This window comes from Vibrio sp. Makdt, assembly GCF_027587015.1.
Taxonomy (GTDB): Bacteria; Pseudomonadota; Gammaproteobacteria; order Enterobacterales; family Vibrionaceae; genus Vibrio; species Vibrio chagasii_B.
In genome coordinates, this window is the sequence record NZ_JAPPTH010000029.1 from 1 (window position 1) to 22,753 (window position 22,753).

23 protein-coding genes, 1 pseudogene and 1 riboswitch are annotated in these 22,753 nt (G+C 43.1%); of the genes and pseudogenes, 12 read left to right on the forward strand and 12 right to left on the reverse strand.

Translation table 11 applies throughout. From position 1 onward, the window contains the following. Positions 1-527: 527 nt before the first annotated feature. Positions 528-1,052: a DUF3087 family protein gene (locus OH460_RS23645; RefSeq protein WP_269999745.1), complete on the reverse strand. Its 525-nt coding sequence runs from the start codon at positions 1,050-1,052 to the stop codon at positions 528-530. A 255-nt stretch (positions 1,053-1,307) separates the two neighbouring features. Between OH460_RS23645 and trmY the strand changes: the two genes are divergently transcribed. Further along, complete coding sequence (gene trmY / locus OH460_RS23650; protein ID WP_004733046.1) at positions 1,308-1,907, forward strand: tRNA (pseudouridine(54)-N(1))-methyltransferase TrmY; 600 nt, start codon at positions 1,308-1,310, stop codon at positions 1,905-1,907. A 70-nt stretch (positions 1,908-1,977) separates the two neighbouring features. Here the strand turns inward: trmY and OH460_RS23655 are convergent, their stop codons facing one another. From OH460_RS23655 to OH460_RS23665, 3 genes and pseudogenes are all read right to left on the reverse strand, one after another. Further along, positions 1,978-3,051 (reverse strand): HlyD family secretion protein, encoded by a 1,074-nt coding sequence (locus tag OH460_RS23655; protein ID WP_269999746.1) that lies wholly within the window; start codon positions 3,049-3,051, stop codon positions 1,978-1,980. Continuing rightward, positions 3,018-4,335: pseudogene (locus tag OH460_RS23660) on the reverse strand (glycosyltransferase family 2 protein). Before OH460_RS23660 ends, OH460_RS23655 begins: the two are co-directional and overlap by 34 nt. After that, complete coding sequence (locus tag OH460_RS23665; RefSeq protein ID WP_269999748.1) at positions 4,322-5,677, reverse strand: diguanylate cyclase; 1,356 nt, start codon at positions 5,675-5,677, stop codon at positions 4,322-4,324. The pseudogene OH460_RS23660 and the gene OH460_RS23665 overlap by 14 nt, the downstream one beginning before the upstream one ends. Before the next feature lie 362 nt (positions 5,678-6,039). Here OH460_RS23665 and OH460_RS23670 point away from each other — a divergent pair, with 362 nt between their 5' ends. Continuing rightward, positions 6,040-7,242: a hypothetical protein gene (locus tag OH460_RS23670; protein ID WP_269999749.1), complete on the forward strand. Its 1,203-nt coding sequence runs from the start codon at positions 6,040-6,042 to the stop codon at positions 7,240-7,242. Positions 7,243-7,338: 96 nt separating this feature from the next. On the opposite strand, the gene OH460_RS23675 is transcribed toward OH460_RS23670, so the two are convergent. Next, positions 7,339-8,439, reverse strand: coding sequence for a permease (locus OH460_RS23675; RefSeq protein ID WP_269999750.1), 1,101 nt, complete (start codon positions 8,437-8,439; stop codon positions 7,339-7,341). Between the two features lie 233 nt (positions 8,440-8,672). On the opposite strand from OH460_RS23675, the gene OH460_RS23680 reads away from it, so the two are divergent. Together OH460_RS23680 and sigZ are read left to right on the forward strand one after the other, a co-directional pair. Then, positions 8,673-8,969: an ArsR/SmtB family transcription factor gene (locus tag OH460_RS23680; protein WP_004741113.1), complete on the forward strand. Its 297-nt coding sequence runs from the start codon at positions 8,673-8,675 to the stop codon at positions 8,967-8,969. Then, entirely contained in the window at positions 8,953-9,537 is a 585-nt protein-coding gene (sigZ, locus tag OH460_RS23685) for an RNA polymerase sigma factor SigZ (RefSeq protein ID WP_171731405.1), read from the forward strand. The genes OH460_RS23680 and sigZ overlap by 17 nt, the downstream gene beginning before the upstream one ends. Positions 9,538-9,631: 94 nt before the next feature. On the opposite strand, the gene OH460_RS23690 is transcribed toward sigZ, so the two are convergent. Together OH460_RS23690 and OH460_RS27470 are read right to left on the reverse strand one after the other, a co-directional pair. Beyond that, positions 9,632-10,246 (reverse strand): YitT family protein, encoded by a 615-nt coding sequence (locus tag OH460_RS23690; protein ID WP_102424879.1) that lies wholly within the window; start codon positions 10,244-10,246, stop codon positions 9,632-9,634. A 461-nt stretch (positions 10,247-10,707) separates the two neighbouring features. Then, positions 10,708-10,842: a hypothetical protein gene (locus tag OH460_RS27470; RefSeq protein ID WP_008216545.1), complete on the reverse strand. Its 135-nt coding sequence runs from the start codon at positions 10,840-10,842 to the stop codon at positions 10,708-10,710. A 29-nt stretch (positions 10,843-10,871) separates the two neighbouring features. Here OH460_RS27470 and OH460_RS23700 point away from each other — a divergent pair, with 29 nt between their 5' ends. The 3 genes from OH460_RS23700 to OH460_RS23710 all read left to right on the forward strand — a co-directional run bounded on the left by OH460_RS23700 (position 10,872) and on the right by OH460_RS23710 (position 13,463). After that, entirely contained in the window at positions 10,872-12,083 is a 1,212-nt protein-coding gene (locus OH460_RS23700; RefSeq protein WP_269999751.1) for an MFS transporter, read from the forward strand. 224 nt (positions 12,084-12,307) lie between these two features. Next, positions 12,308-13,033 (forward strand): sulfite exporter TauE/SafE family protein, encoded by a 726-nt coding sequence (locus OH460_RS23705; RefSeq protein ID WP_165905208.1) that lies wholly within the window; start codon positions 12,308-12,310, stop codon positions 13,031-13,033. Positions 13,034-13,100: 67 nt separating this feature from the next. Next, positions 13,101-13,463 (forward strand): MmcQ/YjbR family DNA-binding protein, encoded by a 363-nt coding sequence (locus OH460_RS23710; RefSeq protein WP_008216552.1) that lies wholly within the window; start codon positions 13,101-13,103, stop codon positions 13,461-13,463. Positions 13,464-13,564: 101 nt separating this feature from the next. Here OH460_RS23710 and OH460_RS23715 read toward each other — a convergent pair whose 3' ends face one another. Beyond that, positions 13,565-14,308: a phosphatase PAP2 family protein gene (locus OH460_RS23715; protein ID WP_269999752.1), complete on the reverse strand. Its 744-nt coding sequence runs from the start codon at positions 14,306-14,308 to the stop codon at positions 13,565-13,567. 364 nt (positions 14,309-14,672) lie between these two features. Continuing rightward, positions 14,673-14,823, forward strand: a riboswitch (FMN riboswitch). A 179-nt stretch (positions 14,824-15,002) separates the two neighbouring features. On the opposite strand from OH460_RS23715, the gene ribB reads away from it, so the two are divergent. Together ribB and OH460_RS23725 are read left to right on the forward strand one after the other, a co-directional pair. Further along, positions 15,003-15,659, forward strand: a complete 657-nt coding sequence (gene ribB / locus OH460_RS23720) for a 3,4-dihydroxy-2-butanone-4-phosphate synthase (RefSeq protein ID WP_061033831.1) — start codon at positions 15,003-15,005, stop codon at positions 15,657-15,659. A 384-nt stretch (positions 15,660-16,043) separates the two neighbouring features. Then, positions 16,044-16,892, forward strand: a complete 849-nt coding sequence (locus OH460_RS23725) for a hypothetical protein (RefSeq protein WP_102398155.1) — start codon at positions 16,044-16,046, stop codon at positions 16,890-16,892. Positions 16,893-17,016: 124 nt separating this feature from the next. Here the strand turns inward: OH460_RS23725 and OH460_RS23730 are convergent, their stop codons facing one another. Then, positions 17,017-17,913, reverse strand: a complete 897-nt coding sequence (locus tag OH460_RS23730) for a LysR family transcriptional regulator (protein ID WP_269999753.1) — start codon at positions 17,911-17,913, stop codon at positions 17,017-17,019. A 162-nt stretch (positions 17,914-18,075) separates the two neighbouring features. Here OH460_RS23730 and OH460_RS23735 point away from each other — a divergent pair, with 162 nt between their 5' ends. After that, positions 18,076-18,714 carry an NAD(P)-dependent oxidoreductase gene (locus tag OH460_RS23735; protein WP_269999754.1) on the forward strand — a complete coding sequence of 213 codons (639 nt, stop codon included), beginning with the start codon at positions 18,076-18,078 and terminating at the stop codon, positions 18,712-18,714. Between the two features lie 77 nt (positions 18,715-18,791). Here OH460_RS23735 and OH460_RS23740 read toward each other — a convergent pair whose 3' ends face one another. After that, entirely contained in the window at positions 18,792-19,445 is a 654-nt protein-coding gene (locus tag OH460_RS23740) for a cupin domain-containing protein (RefSeq protein WP_269999755.1), read from the reverse strand. Positions 19,446-19,602: 157 nt separating this feature from the next. Further along, positions 19,603-20,370 carry an SDR family NAD(P)-dependent oxidoreductase gene (locus OH460_RS23745; protein WP_048659026.1) on the reverse strand — a complete coding sequence of 256 codons (768 nt, stop codon included), beginning with the start codon at positions 20,368-20,370 and terminating at the stop codon, positions 19,603-19,605. 105 nt (positions 20,371-20,475) lie between these two features. Here OH460_RS23745 and OH460_RS23750 point away from each other — a divergent pair, with 105 nt between their 5' ends. After that, positions 20,476-20,814, forward strand: a complete 339-nt coding sequence (locus tag OH460_RS23750) for a winged helix-turn-helix transcriptional regulator (RefSeq protein ID WP_269999756.1) — start codon at positions 20,476-20,478, stop codon at positions 20,812-20,814. 41 nt (positions 20,815-20,855) lie between these two features. Here the strand turns inward: OH460_RS23750 and OH460_RS23755 are convergent, their stop codons facing one another. Further along, positions 20,856-21,761: a LysR family transcriptional regulator gene (locus OH460_RS23755; RefSeq protein ID WP_269999757.1), complete on the reverse strand. Its 906-nt coding sequence runs from the start codon at positions 21,759-21,761 to the stop codon at positions 20,856-20,858. A gap of 210 nt (positions 21,762-21,971) precedes the next feature. Here OH460_RS23755 and OH460_RS23760 point away from each other — a divergent pair, with 210 nt between their 5' ends. Beyond that, the gene (locus tag OH460_RS23760) at positions 21,972-22,691 is read left to right on the forward strand and encodes an SDR family oxidoreductase (RefSeq protein WP_004733012.1); all 720 of its coding nucleotides are present in this window, start codon (positions 21,972-21,974) and stop codon (positions 22,689-22,691) included. The last annotated feature ends 62 nt before the right edge of the window (positions 22,692-22,753 follow it).

The following is a 22,753-nucleotide window of genomic DNA, read 5'->3' on the forward strand; positions in this document are numbered from 1 at the left end:
CAAACTCTTCAATTTAAGATTTTGTGACTCAATGAATACTGATTACATTACATAGTAATGTTGAATTGACTGTGCCGAATCTTACGATTCGAATTGGTCACTCAGTTCATTGAAATCAAGTTGAAACCTAAGTTTCACATTTGCCTTTGCTTTTAAAAAGCGAAAACAAACTTGGTGATATTCATCAACGAGTGCCCACACAGATTGATAGGTTTAAATTGTTAAAGAGCTTTGCTTCTCAAAACTTTCTTTTTACAAAGAAACCTTTGAAAGCGGACGTGAATTCTAGCGATTTAATCTTAAGTGTCAAACACTTTTTAAAATTAATTTCTTTCGAACTTTCCGTCTTACTGATTACTGCTCAAGCCTTGTGGCGTCTGCCGTGTCAGTGAGGCGGCATTATAGAGATCATCGAAAACATGGCAACCCCTTTTTTGATAAAAATTCAAAAAACCTTCTTAAGTGGCTACTTTTGCGTCAAAAGGCTCTTTCGTCGCTCAAAGCTCATACAATAATGGGCATATTACTTAAAACTTTGCGATTAGATCTTTCGAAAAAGCCTCTATATCTAGTTCAATACTCCATCTCTCGCTCAATTCTAAGATCTTATCTAGCGATTGCTGAACTGTTTTTATCGTCAATGTGTTGTTGTCTAGGTCGTATACCTGTTTTTGCGTGGTGTAATAGAAGTAAAGTATGGTCAGTGCGTCTCGGTCGCCTTGTTCAGCTTTGGGTTGAATACGCTTGAGCTTACGATAGATTTGATTATGGATTTGTTTAAGGTTCCATACATAAAGCGCTTCTTTGAAGTAATCATGCCCTTTCACACGATTCGCGATAAATGCATTCAATGCAACAGATAAGATCACACCTAATACGTTCAAGTGGAAATTACCTGTCGATTCACCCGCGATTGATTGTCCTGAACCGAATAGTTCAATCAGTATGGTTCCGAATACAATGGCGAACACGGCGAGTGAACCAACCAATGAAACCAATAACAGGTTCATCTTCTTTCTATATTCTTCTTTATTGATCTTCTGTAACTTCATTGACTACTTCCTTTTGCAAGCTACCTAATAATTTGCACATACTATCTACGTTAACATTGGGTCGCTTCAACCTTAACCATCTTGTAATGTGGTCGTTATCTATTTAATAAGCAGAGTTCTTCTTGTTGTCACTATACGCAACTCTATTTGACTTCATTAATAGAAAAGAGTTACATACCGCCACAATTTTGGTTATTCATCAATTCATGTTGATAAGGCCGTTTCGCTTTATCACATACTGACAAGGTACATTCCATGCGTTCATTCGTATTACGCGCTCGCGCAGCCCCTACAGAGAGCAAGCTTATCTTAGAAGGTGTTGGGCAAGATGCTCATACTGAGATTCTGGCTCATACTCTGATGAACACGATCTTCGTTGCTCAATCTCACCGTGAGAATGTCACCGTGCACCTTGTATTAGAAAGTACTAAAGACTTTTCACGTACGATTACATTCGATTCAAACGAGATCACCAACATTGGTGGCTTCCACGAGTCTGCATTGTTATCAGCGGTAGTAAGAGCGGTTGACGCTTCTCAAGGTATGACTAAAGAACAGACGCGTCAGGTTGAGCCGGGCATCACTGTTCGTACTATGAGTTTTGAAAAGCTGGTTAAAGAGCTAGCTGAAGACCACCAGCTGTACATGATGGATAAGAAAGGTGACTTTATCCGTGATGCAGAGATTGCTGAAAACCCATGTTTCCTTCTCACTGACCACATCCCTATGCCGAAGAAAAGCTACAACAGCTTAAAGCGTCTGGGTACAGAGAAAATCAGTTTAGGTCCAAACATGCTGTTCGCTTCTCAGTGCGTCGTGTTGATCAACAATGAGCTTGATATTCGCGGTTTCTAAACCACAGGAATGCTAAAAAAATGGAGCGTTCATAGCTCCATTTTACTATTCAAACTAGTTACTGTCGTGACTAAAAACGAGCTTCAACAGTCATCCCTTCAACCCAATACTCTTCTGGCGGTGCTGTAATAAAGTCCAATACAACTTTCAAATACGCAGGCTGACCTTCAAACGGGCTTACTAACTGGCTTGGTAATTTACTAACAACTTCCACCGAATCGGACACTTCAGCCTCAAAAGAGCTACCGTTAGGAAACTTTACCAACACATTTGCTCCTTTTACCGCGTCTTCTAAATATTTAGGGTCTAAGTAAGCCACGATATGAGGAACGTTATTTTGGGCTATTGTCACAAGCTCATCGCCTTCAAAAACACGCTGCCCCTCGACAACATGTATATCAACAACACGTCCTGCATATGGCGACTTTATTGAAAGCTCTTGCTCTTCAACACGCTTGAGCGCAAGGTCTTTCATTAATGATCGTCTAGCCATACTTACAGGCCCTGCCAACTTTCGCTCCTTTTCGGCCAATTTAGCATTGTGATAATCAAGCTTTTGTTGGTTCAGTTGATTATTTAGCGAATTACCCATCCCTACAATGCTCGCATAGTCAACATCAGATACTTGACCTTTTTTACGATATTCTTCATAGCGTTTCTGAATCTGCTGTACTTTAATTAGATTCCGACGTGTTTCTGCCATACCATTCAAGTGCAATGCTTCCATTTCGCTTGGTAAATCATCATTTAGTCCCAAAAGTTCCGCATGTATAAACTCAATCTGTGCTTCAATTTCCAAATTCGTCAATTGAATTGCAGTCTGTGCTCGATCCACTTGAGTTCCGTCTTCTATCGGAATCGGCCCAACAATGCCTGCAACCTTAGCAGTTAGAGTAACTGGATATGATGTAACAATAGCCGGAGCAATCACGAGAAAGTTTGTCTTCAAGAAAAAATAAGCCACGAATAAAAGCGGACTTATTACCAAGCTCAATATCAAATACCAACGAAAGCGATAGCCCCCTCTTTTGGCTTGTCCGTAAGCAACCTTTACACCGTCATCCGATTGAGGCTTGTTTTTTTTATCCAGATGAAACTTTACTTTCATTGCTAAAACCTTTTGCCTTTTTTCAATACCCACCAAGGAGCCATACTCGACTCTTCGTGACTTCTTCTAAATAATTCATTAATCATGGAGAACGCAGTAATCAAGCGCATAAAAAACTGATAAAAAGGATACAGGGGTAGCCATTTAGCCATTCTTAGATCCTCTTTCTCCCTTTCAGAAACTAAACCAATGTAAACAGTAAAAAATAGAATTACGGTAAACAAATACACGCAGTAAATTAGAATCATCAATGCAGTAACAAAATCAATTGAGTAGACCCAAAATATATAGAACATGAATACTGATACTAGAATCGGCAGCAATACATTTTGCAAGACACCATAAACGAGAGTGAAGATGAAGTTCCCCCAACCCAATAAACGGGGAGTTAGTCCTTCATTGTGTTTCCTCAAAAACAGAAACAATAAATCTCCGTCCCACCTAAGCCTTTGCTGTACCAATCCTTTCAAGGTATGAGGAACATCAGTATGACCGACAGCTCTTGGTGCAAAAGCCAATCTATTATTTGGGTAGCGTTTCTTATATTGCTTAAGCCTCATCGTTAAATCGAGGTCTTCAGCCGTATGCGTATCCCAACCTCCAACTTGTTTTAATACATTTTTTCTAAATGCACCAAAGGCTCCAGAAATATTATTTAGCACTCCCCAATTTGAGAGGCCTGTTTTCCCTGCTTGCATAGACAACATATACTCTAAAGATTGCATACGAGTAAGTAAGTTGTCCTGCCAATTTCTCACACGCAACGCGCCACCCGAAGCAATCACATTCTTGTCAGTAAATTGCTTCATCATTTGCAGTGCCATATCGTTATCAAAAGAAGTATCGCCATCAACATTTATAATAAAATCGCCGGTGGCATTATCTAAACCAGCATTCAACGTTGATACTCTTCCTCCTCTTTGCCACTTGGGTATAACTCGAACATTGCGATTTTTTACTGATTGATGTCTCAGCTCACCTCGAATCGCAGCTTGATAAGTATCTTCATTCTGAGCTGCACCATCAACTACCGCTAACACTTCAATCTTTCCGGGATACAGTTGCTCAACTAGTGTGTCTATCGTAATTCCAATTGCATCCCCTTCGCCATAACAAGTAATAACGAAAGATATGCTCGGGTATTCTGTTATCTCAATATCAATCTCTGAATAAGACCAACGAAATACGCCTGTTAACACGAGTAAAAAAAGTGGCAGTTCAATAATAACCATCATGGGGAACAACATGAGCCATAGCTTCTTTATTTTCGAGTAACATCCCCCAAAAATATTGTTGAAGATTGAGACTATTCGACAGCATAAATCTCGCCGACCTTACTCTCTAACCATACCCCTACGTCCTCTTTAACCATAGGGTCAGGAAGACTCCAAGCGAACACATTCAATGTGAAATCATCGTCTTCAATAAGTAGACAAAGGGCTTCTATTTTTTCACGCAAAACATTGATGTGTTCCATCTTAGCTTTGGGCATAAATACGAAAAGAACATCACTTTTGTACTGACAACAAATATCTGAGTCTCGAAACAAACCGTTAAGGCGTTCAGTAATTTGCTCGATCAATGCAAACATTTTTGCATCACCATTCTTAGATACATATTGAGCTAAATCAGGGAGGTGTAGCCCTAGGAGAAGGTGCTCTTCTTGATGACGGATAGCGATACGATTTACCCAATCAAGGAGATTTGAAAAATACCCACTGTCTACTTTGCCGCGCAACGTAAGTTCCGGTGCAGATAATTTCACTCCGTGACGGAATATATACTCGCCCTGCACACCTAATTTTAATGAATAGATTTTTCTGACAACCAACTGAGCAACATCATTTTTGGCGTCACAACTAAAACAAACAGCCAGAGTCTCTGCTTCAGAAAAGGAATGAGAACAGACGTTACATGAATGAGTCTCCAACGGGCGATCATAATCCACACCGATATGACGAAGTTGAGTTAAACATTTAGGACATTCCAGTTTATGGTTACGTTTAAATTGCCCTTGCTCGGCTACATGACCACAGGTGAAACAATGTAGTGAGACACGCTCGGTAATATCAATGTCTTTACATGAAGGGCACACTTCGATGTAATTCAAGTGAGCGCTAGCACAGTCAGAACATACACGGACTCGGTTGATCAACTCATCATATTCAAACGTATCACGCTTGGTCTCTGACAAAACAAAACGATATGTAGAACTTAACTCTGGATAATATAAGTCGACTAAAGGGTATGAATATATCGATTTCAGAGCAAGGGACCGATGAGGGACCAGTCGTCGATGTTGCTCTAACCCTAACCACCCAATTAAAGGGTCTAAAGCGTCCATCGATTCAGAAACACTGTTCAACGTTCTATTATGTTGGAGCAATTCTTCTTCAATAGTCTCTTGATTTAAAAATCCATCAGATAAACAAGCTGATAATTCGCTAGTTTCAAAGACATAGATCTTCCAAGACCAAAACTTTCTGCAACGATGAAGTTGACTTAATGCATCATCTTGTACACTGGCTTCTGTATTTATAACAACTACACCACCTAACAACTCTGGTAGTTGGTCAATATCACTTACTTGTTCAATATCAAATCGGTCTTCCGTATCAACGATTGGGGCACCAAGACAGTAAATTTTTAATTTATCTCTCATTCATTAACTCCATAATTTTGACACTTCCACCGTCAAATAAACGTAACATTCTGAATATTAATGAATGCTATTGGATTGATCGACCTTATACAAATACTAGATATCAATGTAAAAACAATCCAATTATTAACTTACGGTATAAAATATCGACATCATTACATTGACAATACAAAAACATAACCATCAGTGATGACTTTAAAGTTATAGATAAAAAGTACGCTAGAATTGAATAGTGATATATTTCCCAGGCTAATTACATCAACTTTCGGAACTACGCTTCTCTAACTCATTAAATCTTATAAATTTCTCATATAACATCTATACTGATTCTAATCTCTAATTATTGGTGTTAAAGGCAAAGGATGAGCATATTAACCGTATTCTTCTGTGGAACAGGATCCAACTCAGAAGATAATAACCATAAAAACTATGTGTCTGGCGAGCTGATATCAACATTGGCGAAGAATACTACAGGGCGAGACATGATTGACTATATCCAGGTAGACGGCGTTGGCAGCGGAAACCAAAACGAATGGTTAAAGCAAGGCAAGGACGATACATACTCTGCGATCAGAGGGACTCTGCAAGGCAAAGGTATCGATAGCAACATGCGCCATGTATTGAACATCATACGCGGTAACCAACAAGACAAGAATGATTACCTCAAACGAGCTAAGGGGTTGCTCAGTGAATCCCGTCCAGAGAAATCTGCTTGGCCTTTTGTAACCAACCGCAAATATCAAGATTGGCTCAAAGATTCAAAAGAGTTAGCCGCAGATCTAAAACACGGTATTGCCGCTCGTCAACAAAACATAGCGATCGAGCGCCAGAGTAAACCGATCAGCCAAGTGAACATTGTTGGATGGAGTCGGGGTGGTGTCAGTTGCTTTGAATTGGCAAACCGTATGCTCAAAGACCCGGAACTTAGCCATATCCCAGTCAACATTTTTGCTTGCGATCCTGTGCCAGGTGGAATGAACGCGTTCAAGGATTACAAGTCACTTGGTAAAAACGTAAAACAGATCGTTTGCGTATTTGCGGAAGACGAACGTTCTCTAGCGTTCAAAGCAAGAATGCCCCGCCTATCTCGCTCAACCCAATATTACACAACCTATATGCCAGGTCGACACGGTACCTTAGTTGGTAATGCCAATACTTCTGGCGGAAGCAAAGGTGCAGGGTTACTCACAGGCCCTGGCCTCGTCACACGAGACTTTATGGAAAAGGTATTAACAGGATGGGGAACCAAGCTTAAAGGCAGCTCAACACTGAACTTTTCTAGACAGCGTATTATTGAGTTGTACGAACAGATGCGTAGCCACGAAGAATACTTCAATAAAATGCACGGCATGACTTACACTGCCAAGAATCGACTGCTTTGGACAAGCAAAGACCGAATCGGGCAGCAGAGAGAGCGTCGCTTTGGTATTCCAATGTATCGTTTTCAATTTCCCGGTATCACCAACAACTATGGCGATGCAATTAATCGTCACCACTGCGATGTGTTGGCAACCAATGCTTTCGCGACTCAAGGCACCTCTTCTGCACTGCCAAACCCTGTGTGATATTTCGCTGCTACTTTCCTTTAAAAACAAAAAGAGCTCAACAAGGTGAGCTCTTTTTTATTAGCTATATTTTCGTATCGATGGTGTTATCTAAGATTAACCAAAGATGAAGGTGTATAGGTAACCTGCACCAATCGCCATACTTAGTATTACGAATAGGAAAGCCGCAATCATCTGATTTTTGAAGATAGACTTAAGCAAAATCACTTCCGTCAAACTTGCGCCCGCACTACCAATGATCAATGCCATTACTGAACCCAAGGCCATACCTTTTTGCACTAGGGCTGCACTCAGTGGAATCACAGCTTCAGCACGGATGTACAGTGGAATACCAATTACCGCTGCGATTGGAATCGCGTACCACTTGCCTTCACCTGCATATTCAGCAATCAAGTCAGTTGGAATGAAGCCATAGATGAATGAACCAATTGCGATACCCATCATCAAGTAAGGGAAAACTTGTTTGAAGTCTTTCCAAGTCGAGAACCAGATTCTCATCCAGCGGCTAGGCTCTTTCTTCTCAACGACTGTTGCCGTCGCTGTGCCATCAGCTGAGCAGCATGATACTTCTACTTTCGGCTCTTCTTTCTTAGTACCACAGCATGCACTTTCTTTTGCCATTACTGGTGCAGGTTCACCACATGCGCTTGTACCACAAGAAGATTCCGCTTTTGCTGGTGCTGCTTTCTTAGGAGCAGAGTCTCCACAGCTAGTACCACAGCTTGAAGAAGAGCCCGTTGATTCATACGCTTCAGGTTTAACGTAACGCTCAAAGCCTAGTTTTTCCAATGTGTAACCTGCAACTACTGATACCGTCATTGCCACTAAGAAGTAGAACGCTGCAACTTGCCAGCCGAAGGTAATCACAAACAAACCAATGATCACTGGGTTCAATAGTGGACTACCAAATAGGAACACCATCATTGGACCAAAACCCGCTCGTGCACGCAGTAAACCTTTTAGGAAAGGAATCGTCGAACATGAACAGAAAGGTGTAATCGCACCTAATAGTGCGGCAATCACATAGCCCTTACCGTTGCGTGAGCTCAAGATAGATTGAATCTTCTCAGGCGTAAGGAACTCTTGCAGAATCCCAACAATGTAGCTAATTGCCAAGAAAAGGATGATTAGCTCTACTGCTAAGAAAGCAAACATATCAAGCGCGTCTTTTAGCATTGTTAACATTTCATTGCTCATAATTAACTCCAAACAGGATTGAAGGTCGAACTCTATGAGGAAAGTACCCGACCCTTAATTTCGAATATTCTCGAATTATAGAAATAAATAGTTACAGATCAAGCTTTATTTCGACAAAAATCGAATTAATTTTCAAATCAACAAATTTTCAATGACTTACGTATTCACTGTTTTTGTATTTGAATTCGACAGTCATTTCGACTATTATCGAAATTAAATCTTGAGGAGTTAATATGAACTTAGAAGTCGTAGCAAAAGCACTGAAAGAGCTGGGCCACCCTATTCGCCTTAGTATCTATAAAAGTGTCGTTAAAGCTGGCTACCAAGGCATTGCGGTTGGCGGCCTACAAGAAGAACTCGGTATCCCCGGTTCTACTTTATCTCACCACATATCAAGCCTTGCATCAGCAGGCCTCATAAGCCAAAGACGTGAAGGCAGAACTCTCTTTTGTGTCGCAGAATATGAATGCCTAGAAGGGGTTATTGGTTTCTTACAAGACGAGTGTTGCGTAAATGAACAGTGCAAATAGCACATCTTTAGACTTAGAGCAGGTTTGGGCTGAATATCAGCAGACATTAAAAGCATTCCTTCACTCTAAAGTAAGTAATTCCGCCGATGTAGATGATTTGCTGCAAGAGATCTTAATCAAGACTTTTCAGAACCTACACAAGGTGCAAGATGCGAGCAGTGTTAAATCGTGGTTATTTCAATTAGCCAACAACACAATTATCGACTTCTATCGTAAACACGCTCGCCAACAACGTGATAGTAAAATTGATGCGGACGATTTGTGGTTTGCAGATTTAGACCACAATGAAGAGTTCAAGCAGAAGTTGTCTTTATGCATTGAACCCTTCATCCAAGCGTTACCTGAGCAGAGTGCCTCGCTATTGCTTGCCGTTGATATCAAGGGTCAGAGCCAGAAAGCGCTAGCAGAAGAACAAAACGTCAGTTATTCGACCATTAAATCTCGTGTTCAGAAAAGCCGTGGCGATCTTAAGAATCTATTTGAACAGTGCTGCAACTTGTCGCTAGACAAACAAGGGAATGTGATTGATTGCGAGCTCAAACCGGAATCCGGTTGTGGCAACTGCTAAGTGTTGAATGACTATTTTCATAGAACAAAGCCAGCTATTGATGCTGGCTTTGTTGTTTTCTATTGCTTGTAATATAGGCTTAGACTCAAGTTCGCTAAGCCGCTTCCGCTTTTACAACCGGTTGGTAGCGCCCAGGTTTATGATTCATCGCGAGAATCAGGTTGGTGACTACTGCACCCAATACAGACAAGAGTATTAGTGGGGCATCAACGATAAACAGTGAAAGCACCACAATAGTACAGTCCAATGCCATCTGGACCTTGCCTGCTCGAATCCCAAAACGCTCTTGTAAGAACAGCGCCAGAATATTAAAGCCGCCCAAGCTCATCTTGTGACGGAAAATCACCAACATACCAGTACCAATTAATCCGCCGCCAAGTAATGCTGCATACAGTGCATGAATCTCCGCAATTTGAATCACGTGATATAAGTGGTCCACTGCGAACGAAACTATCGAAACGGCAATAAAGGTGTTAATAGTGAAACGCCAGCCCATACGAGCGACCGATAAAATATAGAAAGGTAAGTTAAGTGCAAAGAACACTTGGCCAAAGCTTAGATCTGTCACTTTGGTGATGAAGATCGCTAGACCAGCGGTTCCTCCGGTGAGCAAACCGACTTGATTGAAAAAGATAACGCCAAGTGAAACCAGTGCGCTTCCTAAGATCAATGCGAGCAAGTTTTCGCGAAAGTTATGATCTTTATCCATGTGAATGACTCTCCCTGAATCTTTTTACATCGTGTTTCAGTCATGTTGAAACGATTTAGGCCCAAATTTACGATGTTTAACAGATAAGTCGAGCGAACAGCCGATCTTCTTAGGTGACTAGTTTGTATATTAGTTTTTACAGTTTTGTGAAAAAGCTCACTAAAGCAGACAGTTACAGACACGATACTAAGTATCCATATTGAATTGCAGGCTTTTACGTCGGATTTAATGAGTGCCGAGTTTTCTCATATTTTTGTCACGTTTTACCCTCAGCCCGGCAACGTATAAGTCTATGCATAAAACGCATAGACTAAATCACAAATAGTCATTTGATACATATCCCACCCATCATTATGATGCGCGACTTCTTACAACATAGAGCGCATGTAAACACCTTATGTTTTCACAATCTCTTTTTGCCCAACTGGCCAGAATGACGTTATTCCTCGTCATTAGTTTGGTTATTGTGCATCACAGTCAGCCACTGATTGATCTTTTGGCTCAGCACGCCGTGAGTAGTGGCTGCCACCAGCAATCAGGACACGAGCATCACCATCATATGACTGAACAAAACATGTCTGCGCAAGACCACTCACATCACCATCATTAAATTAAGAGTATTAGAATGAGCATTTTCCGTTTTCCTTTACTGGTATGGCTTGGGATCGGCACACTTATTATCAGTCTAGGGATCAGACAATCATTCGGCATTTTCATGATGCCAATTTCAGAGCATTTCGGCACGGGTCGAGAGTTTTTCAGCTTCGCTATTGCTCTACAAAACCTATTGTTTGGTGTGTTCCAACCTTTTGTTGGTATGGCCGCTGACAAATGGGGAGCAAGACGCATCATTATTGCAGGCGCATGTGCTTACGGTTTGGGTTTACTTCTTACCTCAATTTCGACCGAATCAAGCATGCTTTACGTTTCATTAGGCGCACTGGTTGGCCTTGGACTAAGTGCAACAAGCTATGTGATTGTATTAGGTGCAGTAGCGAAAGTGGTACCTGCAGAACACGCCGCTAAAGCATTCGGTTTAACCACAGCTGCCGGTTCATTTGGTATGTTCGCGGTAATCCCGGGCGCACAATACATGCTGAACGAGTTTGATTGGCAAAGTGCGATGCAGGTGTTTGGCGTGCTGTGCTGCGTGATGATCTCATTTGCACTGTTCATGCGAGCACCAAAAGTCGCAACGAATAAACAGACGCAAGTTGAAAACAATCAAACATTGAAAGAAGCACTATCAGAAGCCTTCTCTCACAAAGGTTACTGGTTAATTCACGCTGGCTTCTTCGTGTGTGGCTTCCACGTGATGTTCATTGCAACGCATTTACCAAGTTATCTAGCTGACAAAAACTTACCAGCGAGCAGCGCAGCAATGGCATTGGCTTACGTTGGTATCTTCAACATCTTCGGTTCTTACTTCTGGGGTGTGATGGGCGACAAGTTCAGCAAGCGTCATGTGATGTCTGCACTCTACTTAGTTCGAACTGTGGTTATCGGTGCGTTTGTCACTCTGCCAGTCACGGAATCGACCGCAACGATCTTCGGTGCTGCAATTGGCTTCTGTTGGCTTGGTACAGTTCCACTCACTTCTGGTTTAGTTCGTCAGATCTTTGGAGCTCGTTACCTATCGACTCTGTACGGTTTGGTGTTCTTCACTCACCAAGTAGGTAGCTTCTTAGGTGCTTGGGTTGGTGGTCGTATTTACGATTACTACGGATCTTACGAACCAATTTGGTGGTCAACGGTGGTATTGGCATTTGCAGCAGCACTTATCCATTTACCAATCAATGACAAGCCAATTGAGCGCATCAAATTGGCAATGGCTTAACTTTTAATACTGACTCCCCCAATCAGTAACAGAGATAAGCAACCCAATGAGAGAGTGGATATTGAATGGACTAGTTCCTGAGATATCCGCTCTCTTTTTTATTGGACGCAAAAACTGAATACGTAACTAACGAAACTTGCATAAAGCTCACTGAATAATAAGACTATTTCTACCATTTTAATTTATAGTATCCATTCGCCCCTTTTGAACTTATTCGCAGGCTTATGGAATACCTAGATCAGACCGCCCTTATCGCGATGGCACTCATTTTTGTCGGCTCGTTTGTACAAACCGCCATCGGCTTTGGCTTGGCTATTGTGGCTGCCCCGTTGTTGTTTTTGGTCTCGCCTGACTATGTACCCGCGCCTATCTGCCTTGTTGGTCTGTTCATTTCTGTATTCAACGCGTTTAAACATCGAGCAAACATCTCTATTGGCGGATTAAAAATCGCACTGTTAGGCCGTATTCCGGGTTCACTGGCTGGCGGGGCTTTACTAGTGATGGTTTCTACAAGCGTATTATCCCTGTGGTTAGGCTTATTGGTTGTATTCGCCGTGATTGTTAGCTTACTGCCGTTTAGGTTAGAACCGACGCCTGCCAAAATGGGTATCGCGGGATTCTTCTCAGGGTTCTTTGGTACCAGCTCTGGTATTGGTGGGCCGCCAATGGCACTCCTGCTTCAACACCAAGATGCCAATCAACTTCGTGGTAACCTATCTGCGTTTTTTGTGTTTAGTTCTATCATTTCATTACTGGTACAGATCCCAATTGGCTTCTTCACGATGCACCATTTGATCATCACAATCCCGCTACTTCCTGCCGCTTGGTTGGGTTACAAGGTAGCGTTATTGACGACACAAAGCATTCCTAAAGAGAAGATACGTATCGGCTCTTTGTTACTATGTTCTATCAGCGGCTTCACTGCTATTTGGCAAGGCTTAGCTGGCTAGCTAGAAGCAGAAACATCATAAAACAACAAACACACAGATCCACCACCAAACTATGAAAGGGCGTTCTATGACATACGACGAGTTCAATGCATTCTGTGAATCACAAGCAGCCACTAGCTACGTGATGCAGTGGAATAACTCTCACGTTTGGAAAGTGGGTGACAAGGTGTTTGCGATTGGAGGTTGGGGACCAAACGACGAGCCTGCATTTATCTTCAAGGCATCTGATCGGAATTTCGATTTTCTCAAAGAAGAGCCAGGGTATAAACCTGCCCCCTACTTTGCTTCACGCGGAATGAAGTGGATTCAGCTGTTTGAGAGCACACCAGAAAGGGATGACGAGTTGAGATACTACCTGACGGAGTCTCACCGAATCGTCTCTTTGGGACTAACCAAAAAGAAACAAGCAGAACTCGGGCTCAATCAATAGCCAGAGATTCCGCTTGCTAAACGAAAGCCAAATTGCTTTGGGGGAACTAACTTGCTATTAAGAACTAAGTTGCTTTTAAGAACGAAGCTCTTCTTAAATGTTTAATCCGTTCTGAGAAACTTAGGCAACAAAGGTTCTATTTTTTGCATTGGCACCAGTGGCACTAATAGGTAGATTAAGCCTGCAAAAGCGATAGATGCCGCTAAGTCTTCAGGGCGATGCATACCAAGCCAAACGCGGCTATACGCTACACCACCAGCCCAAGCTAACATGCCACCTACAAGGTAAAAACGCTTCGCTTCTAAGAACAACCCACCAAAGAATGCTAAGCAAACACCCACGAAAATCATGTGTCCAGACGGGAATGAATAGTCTGTTTCGCCAAGCCAATGACGTGTTCGCCATTCACTGACCTTATCTTCTACTGACTCAATGGCCACGTTCTTTTCTTCTAGTGGCAGTTCATAAAACAGCTCCGGCATATCAACCACTTCTTGGGTAACTAAGTACTCAGTATATGGGCGTGGACTCTCCGTTGATGATTTAAGGAATGTCTTTGCTGCAAAGCTTAACACCAATAAAATACCAAGCTGCAAACAAAGGCTCACTAGCTTTGCTTTTGAGAACTTTAATGTCAGCACCAACAAAGAGAGAATCGCGAGTGTGATTAGGAACCCTTGATTACCCGCTGAATAAGTCACGAATGTCATCACAGCACCATAGAAAGGCAATACAGCGCTTCCAAGGTCGAAGTGAGATCCAAAGATCAAAAAGGGAACGAGAGAATACAAGCTTAAAACGAGCAGTAATAAGCCTTTGGATTTGTTAGAGAACAGAGAAGTCATGGCTAAGATCTTTTGGATAAAGTGGTCGGATGCTATCGTAGCTTAGCATCGCCAATATCAATTTTATGTAAAAACGAGCGGTTCGCCGTCATGATGTAACAATATTCGATTAGTGCGGAGCCTGAGTATTGATTCGGTGAACCCTCACCTCATCATCAATAATCTTTACCGTCCACTTATACGCTTACCGACAGGAAAACCAACTAAAGACCAGCAGGACCCTGACTAAACACAACGGCATTGTGTTCTGCTGATAAAGTGAACACTCAGGCCAGAATCTAAAAAACTTTGCTGTCAGTCCTTTAAATCCACTATTGAAAGGATTAACATCTGGTCTGCTTTCAAAGCAAAACAGATTATTAATTTTTATTCTCAGGGCGGGGCGAAATTCCCCACCGGCGGTATGTCCTTAGCAAAACCTAAAGATAAGCCCGCGAGCGCTCGATTCGTCGAGGTCAGCAGATCTGGTGAGATGCCAGAGCCGACGGTTATAGTCCGGATGAGAGAGAATGGAAAGACACTCGTTTAAGTTGGAAAGGCGTACCTATTTATTGGGTTCATGCCTCCAACTCAGACGTGTGCATTTCGTTTTGGATAAAACCATGATGAACCGACTTATAATGAGTTGGCTTTGTTGTGCTCGTTGAGATCCCTCATACAGCCCTGATTCTGGTGATATTTTAGGAGTTTAACCATGAATCAGTCTTCACTACTTGCCGAATTTGGCGAACCAATCACTCGCGTTGAAAACGCACTGCAAGCTCTACGCGAAGGTCGTGGCGTACTTTTACTTGACGATGAAGATCGTGAGAACGAAGGCGACATCATCTACTCAGTAGAACACCTAACCAATGCTCAAATGGCGTTAATGATCCGTGAATGCAGCGGCATCGTGTGCTTGTGTCTAACTGACGAACAAGCAAACCAACTTGAACTTCCGCCTATGGTTGTTGATAACAACAGCGCAAACCAAACTGCGTTTACCGTAACTATCGAAGCGAAAGTCGGTGTAACGACCGGTGTTTCTGCTGCTGACCGTGTAACAACGATCAAGACAGCGGCAAACCCAACGGCTAAGCCTTCAGATCTAGCTCGCCCTGGCCACGTATTCCCACTGCGTGCTCGTAAAGGTGGTGTACTTGCTCGCCGCGGCCACACAGAAGGTACTGTGGATCTGATGCAAATGGCAGGTCTTCAATCGGCAGGTGTACTGTGTGAAGTAACCAACCCAGACGGCACAATGGCAAAAGCGCCAGAGATCGTTGCTTTCGGTAAACTGCACAACATGCCAGTACTGACCATTGAAGATATGGTGATGTACCGCAACGAGTTCGACCTTAAGCTTGCATAACGTTTAGCCCTCAATGCTAAACACTTAGTCGTTAAGTCAACTACACTGCGACGTGAACATTGAAAGGCCTCACTCTTACTGCTTTTAGAGTAAAAGCAGTAAGAGTGAGGCCTTTTTAATTTGCGTAGCTTGAAACGAGCCTGAAATGGATCGCCAAAGTGTCTCTACTTACCGAAACCTCCCCAACCTATCGTTAGAAAAGCGTAACCTCTCAAAAAATCCTGCAAAATATGAGAAACATTCACTCGAATGGTGAAGTCATGCACCATGATTGATCATCCATAATTTGAGGGAAATCATAACTCAATGAAATATAACACTTATTTATTTTGGCATGGTGTCTGCACTACCACTAAGTAGGTATACAAATGTTAGGAGTTGAATATGTTTGTAGTTATTTCAGTGGGTTTATCCCTATTAGTACTCGCGGCCCTGTTTCATTTCTCAAGGAAGAGACAAACAGCGCTATCACACAGGTTTGAAACCTTAGTTCTGCTTAGAGAATTATTGTTGTTATCACGCAAACATCGCGCGGCAACGCACTATGCTCTAGCTTATAAGTTGTCTAGCGACTCGATTCGCAAAGTGAACGAGATTTACGACAACATACTTGAAGTATCTGAACTGCTTCAGTCCCACGTGTCGTTTGATAGCCGCCCTATGTATCGCATCTATCACCTTAAGCTCATTGCCATGCACAGCGACTGGCAAAACCGCAGCTTGGTGCGTAACCAATCGATTCATGGCAAAACAATTCGCCATAGCATGTTCTTGATGGATGAAGTGATGATCATCTGGCTGATTCAGTCTGAACGAGAAGACATGAGCCGTGAGTATCACATGAATTGGCAACAAATCTTAGACTGCATGGAAATCCTGACCAAGTTACGCATGTGCATACCTGATATGGAGAAGCCTGAGGAGTATGCGAGATTCAAATTCTACGCATCTCAAACACACCGTAAACTTAACCAATTATCGATTATCTGCCCGATCAGCAGTGGGTCACCCATTTGCACACGTGCGATGCATGCACTCACCGAAATCGCATCAAGCACTGAAGCGACCCAACCAGCAGATAGCATGTACGAATTAACCAGTGATATATCTACTGTGGTATCGCAAGTTTACGACCAAGTATTATCCGACATTACTAGAAACTTGTATCAGCCTTTACCAGACGTAAACGAAAAGGTGATAAATACCCGACTATCCGTACATCATTACATGTAAAGACTTCGTGAGAGGAGAGCGTGCTGGAACTCTGAATTATTGAGTTCAAATCCGATATCACCTTTGATATCGGATTTTTGTATTTATGGGTTGTAGATTTATGTGGGTAAGCATTTATGCCACTTCAAACATCCCCAGACTTGATATCGCTAGACCAAGCTTCTGCGGCAAAATCAATGAACTGACGAACAACCGGCAGCTGATAACTACGAGACAAATACACCGCCCAAAGCACACTACTCGGTGAAACAAAATCATCCAAAATTCGTTTCAATTTGCCATCCGCAATCAGTGGATTGGCTAAATCACAGGGCAATCGAACAACCCCTTTACCATGCTGTGCAGCGCGGGTTAATACCCCAACATCATTGGCTTTGATAGTGCCAGACACCTCAACCGAAAAATGCTGATTATCCTTAACGAAATCCCACTCAGAGACACTCAAATGGCGAAAGCAATTGTGTTGTCGAAGCGCTTCGACCGTTTCAGGTTCACCATGTTTATCTAAATAAGCTTGCGATGCACACACCACCGAATCAATTTCCATTAGCTTACGAGCAATCAAGCTATCGTCAGGTTGATCGGTATAACGCAGCGCAATATCGATTCTGTCATCCACCAGCTGAGCAAAACGGTCAGAAGCAAAAAGTTCTACCGTGATATTGGGATGAAGCTCTGTGAACTGTTCGACCACATCCAACAACATATGCTGAGTTAACCCGATGGGGGCTGCAATTCGAATCGTTCCAGAAAGATCATCGGTTTGATTGAGTGACGTAATTTCTAACTCAGCGGTCTCATGGAGGATTTTCTCACAGCGCTGCAGAGCGATTTCCCCTGCCGCCGTCAAGCTCACCTTTCGAGTCGTCCTATGTAATAGCCTCTGCTTCAGCCACCCTTCTATCTCTTGAACATGACGTGAAACCTGCAACCGACTCATGTCCAAATGCTCAGCTGCTTGGGTGAAGCTGGCACAATTCGCAACTTCGACAAAGCTACGCATTGCCGTCAACCTATCCATCACACTCTCCTTGAACTATTTCGCAGCTAATCGAATCTTATTAGATCACTATATAGATACAATCTACATCATTTTACGATATTTATCGCAACCTAGTGAGCTATTAGACTGCAATGGCTGTCGAGAAAACGACTCAATAAATTAGATAATTGGAGAGACATTATGAAAATTGCAGTATTAGGTGCATCAGGTTGGATTGGTAGTCACATCGCTCAAGAAGCTCAATCTCGTGGTCACGAGGTCGTTGCTGTTGTAAGAGATGCAAGCCGGGTGGAAACCAAAGTCATTGAAGTTCGTTCATTTGATTTACAAGATGAAGCTGCAAGTCTAGCAAACGCACTATCCGGCGTTGATGCAGTCATTACTTCGATTGGCGGACGTGCTCTGGGTAATCACCACATCGTAAAAAACACTGCGACTAAATTGCTGGCAACATTACCGAGCATCGGTATCGATCGCCTACTTTGGGTTGGCGGAGCTGGCTCATTAGAAGTAGCGCCAAACGTACCGCTAGTGACTGTTCCTGACTTCCCTGCGGATTACAAAAACGAAGCGCTAGCACAGGGCGAAGCTCTTGAAGTGTTCAAGCAATCTAATAGCGAAGTTAACTGGACGTTCGTTAGCCCTGCCGCAGAAATATTCCCGGGCGAGAAACTATCGACCTACCGCACTGGTGGCGATCAACTGCTCACCGACGAAGATGGTAACAGCAAAATTTCAGTCAGCGATTACGCTATTGCGATGATTGATGAGCTCGAAGCTGGCAAGTTCCCGCGCCAACGTATTGGTGTTGCTTACTAGTCAGCTCATATATAAAAACTATAAAAGCCGCTTGTTCAAAACAATGCGGCTTTCTCATCTTCGTATTGAGCATTCCTTTAATCCAACGGTAGATGCCCTGTTTTCACTAAGATAACGGTCTCTTCTTCCACATAAGGGAAATGCTCGCTCATGTGAGGGCTGCGCATCCATGTGTGTTTCGGATACTCGCCGTGTTCATCTTTGAAAGTGCCCGACAATACAAAGATCTCTTCACCACCAAAGTGACGATGTGGTTGAAAGCGCTCGCCGACAGGCCACTTCACTAAAGCTACATGTTCGTGCTCAAACTCATGCAATGGCATGACTTGTAAGCCACCAATGCCCGGAAGCCACTCCGTTTCTAGTGTATTGATACGGACTTGAGTTAAGTCTCTCGCATCAAACTGATTAAGCTTAACTAAGATCGTGCAGCCCTCTTTACTCGATGGGGAATGCGCGCTGCCTGGCGGATTACGGATATAAGTGCCAGCGGGGAAATCGCCAGTTTCATCTGAGAACACACCGTCTAATACGAAGATCTCTTCTCCTTTCGGATGTGGGTGTTCAGAGAATGAAGATTGAGGGTCGTATTTCACCACGCTAGTCGTGTGACCTGATTCTTTCTCTTCTCTTTCTAGGGGCTTACGCCACACTCCTTTAGCAGGGCTTGCAACCCAATCTAGTTTATCGGTTTCGATAACCAATCTCTTTGAAAAGTCCATATTGAGCATAATGACGACCTTACTCTAAATATTGTTTTAATTATTATTGTCTTGCTAATGTCTATTCTACGCGAGAAACGAGCGAGGGGGAGACTTCGCTGCTAGTTGCTAATTGCTAATTGCTAATTGCTAACAAAGCATCCCCCATATTGAAAACTCGGCTCGATTAATTGCGGCCTGCGATCACACCACCATCAACATCCCAGATTGCACCCGTTACCCAATCGGCACTGTCAGACAGTAGGAAAGAGATACTGTTTGCGATGTCTTTCGGTTGACCCACTCGACCAATAGGGTGGAATGCGTTGAAGCCTTCTAGCGCTTGATCTACTTCTTCTGGCTTAATGAATGATTCGTAGATCGGCGTTTTAACGACGGCTGGAGACACCGCATTCACGCGAATGTTGTGGTCTGCAAGCTCCATCGCCATATGCTGTGTTAAAGCGTGTAGTCCTGCCTTTGCCATTGAATACGCAGAAGACGGCGTCGCTTTAATAGCTTGTTTCGCCCACATAGAGCCTACATTTACCACGTTTCCGCCACCGTTTTTGATCATCAACTTACTGACAGCTTGAGTGATGAAGAAAGTCGCTTTATTAAGCTGCATGTATTGCTCGTAATCCGACTCCTGATGCTCGATAAACGCTTTAGGGTTAAAGTAGCCAGCCGCATTAACAAGGTAACCAATACCCTCTTCAAGTGACTCTAGATGCGCAATAAGATTCGACACACTTGCATCATCATAAAGATTAGCTTGCCAGCCAGTAGCGTGGCCCAGCGACTGAAGTTCTGATACCGCTTTATCTAACTTAGTTGGGTTATTGCCGACAACCAACACATGGATGTTTTGAGCGACTAACTGCTTCGCTGTTTCAAAGCCCATACCACTAGTGCCACCGATTACTACTGCAATACCATTTTTAGTGAAGTTCATTTTGTTATCTCCTAAGTCATGTGAACGTGGTAATCTTAGGCTTTGAACTAACACTATGAATAGTAAGTACAAATCGGTTAGGTAGGTACTTATTGGTACATCTTTATGAAAAATCAGGAAAACTTTTTTTCAAGAAAATCAGCACCAGAGCGTTCCGCTCGTATGGTTGAAACCATCTACGGCTGTAAATTGTCACTCACGGTTTACCAATTACTGGCAAATGGCATCAATCGTTCCGGTGAAATGGTACGCTCGGTCGAAGGGTTATCGACCAAGGTCTTGAATGAATGTTTAAAGCGAAATGTAGAATTTGGGATTCTAGATAAGCAAATGTTCAACGAACTCCCACCAAGAGTTGAATACCAAGTGACACCCTTTGGTGAGAAGTTTTTACTGATTCTGGATCAACTGGAAAGCCTACAAAACGAAATCGACGAGATGTAAGCCCAAACCAGTCAAATGCGCAGCAGATACAGCAAGCACGCTTAACTCACGGGCATTTGCTCAAAGCGATCTTTTACGAAATCAATGAAGGTTCGAATTCGACTTGGTTGATAGCGATCTCGATGGTAGATCGCTGAAAAGTCCACTTTAGGTACTACCCACTCATCAAACACCTGCTCTAATTGCCCATCATTAAGTTCTTGTAAGCAATAGATAGTCGGTACACGAATAATCCCGTTCCCGGACTTCGCACCCTGCACCAACACTCGGCCATTTTTACATTGCAGCCTACCCGTCACATGCACATCGAGTGTTTTCTTGGTGTCATCAAGCGCTTGAAAACTCCATTTACGCACCGAGCCGGTTAAGCAGTCGTGATGGATCAACTCTTTAGGGTGGTTAGGCTTTCCTTTGCGAGCAAAATACTCAGGGCTCGCCAGTGTTCCCATCTCTATGTCCAATAGCTTCCTCGCAATAAAGCCCGCATCTTCAAGGCTCCCCATACGAAAAGCGATATCGAAAGCGTCTTCAATCAAGTCGACTCGGTTACTGCTGAAATCAAGGCTAATGCTGATATCTGGGTAGAGCTGCATGAACTCATTGACCAGATCCGCGATGATCACCTCCCCCAAATAACCGCCAACACAGTTGACTTTGATGTCACCGCGTAACTCTTCGACATCATCAACCGCAGCAATCAGCGCTTGGTCTATATTATCTAAGGCTTGTTCACATCTCGTGTACAAATCTTGCCCTGCGTGAGTCAGCCTCAAGGTTCGAGTAGTGCGGATAAACAGCGTTACACCCATCTGCTTTTCTAGGCTACTTACTTGGCGTGATACGTGGGAGCGCGACACATCCAACTCCTCCGCCGCTTTGGTGAAATTACCTAAACGAGCGATCAGCACGAAAGAACGAATATCAGACAGGTTAATTTGATTAAGCATAGTCGCCAGCTTACTAATGGAGTTATGAGATAGACGCTTTATTGTTGCACCACAGCAACAGTGTTTCAAGTAAAGCGCTATATATCAACAATGCTATTTTCCTTAATATACCTCCATCGCAACGAAGCAAGGCAACAAGCACTTGATTCGAATGCACTTAAACAATACGTCGTAGCCAACCGACGCAATAAAAGTACAGAGGAAATAAAAATGAAAAAACTAATCGTAATTACAGGTGCAAGCTCTGGTATTGGTGAAGCAATCGCTCGTCGTCTAAGCGATGAAGGTCACCCTCTGCTTCTTTTAGCTCGTCGTGTTGATCGCCTTGAAGCACTGAATCTACCAAACTCACTATCAGTGAAAGTAGACGTAACAGACAAAGCGTCTTTTGACGCAGCTATCGCACAAGGTGAAGAGAAATTCGGCCCTGTAGATGCGCTTATCAACAACGCTGGCGCAATGCTTCTTGGTCAAATCGATACTCAAGACGCACAAGAGTGGAAGACAATGTTCGATGTGAACGTGATTGGTCTTCTAAACGGCATGCAATCTGTACTTGCTCCAATGATGGAACGCAACACAGGTACTATCATCAACATCAGCTCAATCGCGGGTAAGAAAACATTCCCAAGCCACGCAGCTTACTGTGGTACTAAGTTCGCGGTACATGCTATTTCTGAGAACGTTCGTGAAGAAGTGGCCGCTTCAAATGTTCGTGTTACGACTATCGCACCAGGTGCTGTAGAGACTGAACTTCTGTCTCACACAACATCTCAAGAGATCAAAGACGGTTACGATTCTTGGAAAGAAGACATGGGCGGCGTATTGGCAGCTGACGACATTGCTCGCGCTGTATCATTCGCTTACCAACAACCACAGAACGTATGTATCCGTGAGATTGCTCTAGCACCGACTAAGCAACAGCCATAGGCCTTTGCTATCGCGACTAAATAAGCTATGAACTAAAAAAGCGCCACGACTTAACAAGTCGT

Coding starts and splice junctions, on each gene's coding strand:
- ribB (WP_061033831.1), top strand. CDS start 15,003: ATGAATCAGTCTTCACTACTTGCCGAATTTGGCGAACCAATCACTCGC.
- OH460_RS23670 (WP_269999749.1), top strand. CDS start 6,040: ATGAGCATATTAACCGTATTCTTCTGTGGAACAGGATCCAACTCAGAA.
- OH460_RS23665 (WP_269999748.1), bottom strand. CDS start 5,677: ATGAGAGATAAATTAAAAATTTACTGTCTTGGTGCCCCAATCGTTGAT.
- OH460_RS23715 (WP_269999752.1), bottom strand. CDS start 14,308: ATGACTTCTCTGTTCTCTAACAAATCCAAAGGCTTATTACTGCTCGTT.
- OH460_RS23750 (WP_269999756.1), top strand. CDS start 20,476: ATGAAAAATCAGGAAAACTTTTTTTCAAGAAAATCAGCACCAGAGCGT.
- sigZ (WP_171731405.1), top strand. CDS start 8,953: ATGAACAGTGCAAATAGCACATCTTTAGACTTAGAGCAGGTTTGGGCT.
- OH460_RS23690 (WP_102424879.1), bottom strand. CDS start 10,246: ATGGATAAAGATCATAACTTTCGCGAAAACTTGCTCGCATTGATCTTA.
- OH460_RS23680 (WP_004741113.1), top strand. CDS start 8,673: ATGAACTTAGAAGTCGTAGCAAAAGCACTGAAAGAGCTGGGCCACCCT.
- OH460_RS23760 (WP_004733012.1), top strand. CDS start 21,972: ATGAAAAAACTAATCGTAATTACAGGTGCAAGCTCTGGTATTGGTGAA.
- OH460_RS23700 (WP_269999751.1), top strand. CDS start 10,872: ATGAGCATTTTCCGTTTTCCTTTACTGGTATGGCTTGGGATCGGCACA.
- OH460_RS23740 (WP_269999755.1), bottom strand. CDS start 19,445: ATGCTCAATATGGACTTTTCAAAGAGATTGGTTATCGAAACCGATAAA.
- OH460_RS23745 (WP_048659026.1), bottom strand. CDS start 20,370: ATGAACTTCACTAAAAATGGTATTGCAGTAGTAATCGGTGGCACTAGT.
- OH460_RS23725 (WP_102398155.1), top strand. CDS start 16,044: ATGTTTGTAGTTATTTCAGTGGGTTTATCCCTATTAGTACTCGCGGCC.
- trmY (WP_004733046.1), top strand. CDS start 1,308: ATGCGTTCATTCGTATTACGCGCTCGCGCAGCCCCTACAGAGAGCAAG.
- OH460_RS23705 (WP_165905208.1), top strand. CDS start 12,308: ATGGAATACCTAGATCAGACCGCCCTTATCGCGATGGCACTCATTTTT.
- OH460_RS23730 (WP_269999753.1), bottom strand. CDS start 17,913: ATGGATAGGTTGACGGCAATGCGTAGCTTTGTCGAAGTTGCGAATTGT.
- OH460_RS23710 (WP_008216552.1), top strand. CDS start 13,101: ATGACATACGACGAGTTCAATGCATTCTGTGAATCACAAGCAGCCACT.
- OH460_RS23675 (WP_269999750.1), bottom strand. CDS start 8,439: ATGAGCAATGAAATGTTAACAATGCTAAAAGACGCGCTTGATATGTTT.
- OH460_RS23645 (WP_269999745.1), bottom strand. CDS start 1,052: ATGAAGTTACAGAAGATCAATAAAGAAGAATATAGAAAGAAGATGAAC.
- OH460_RS23755 (WP_269999757.1), bottom strand. CDS start 21,761: ATGCTTAATCAAATTAACCTGTCTGATATTCGTTCTTTCGTGCTGATC.
- OH460_RS23735 (WP_269999754.1), top strand. CDS start 18,076: ATGAAAATTGCAGTATTAGGTGCATCAGGTTGGATTGGTAGTCACATC.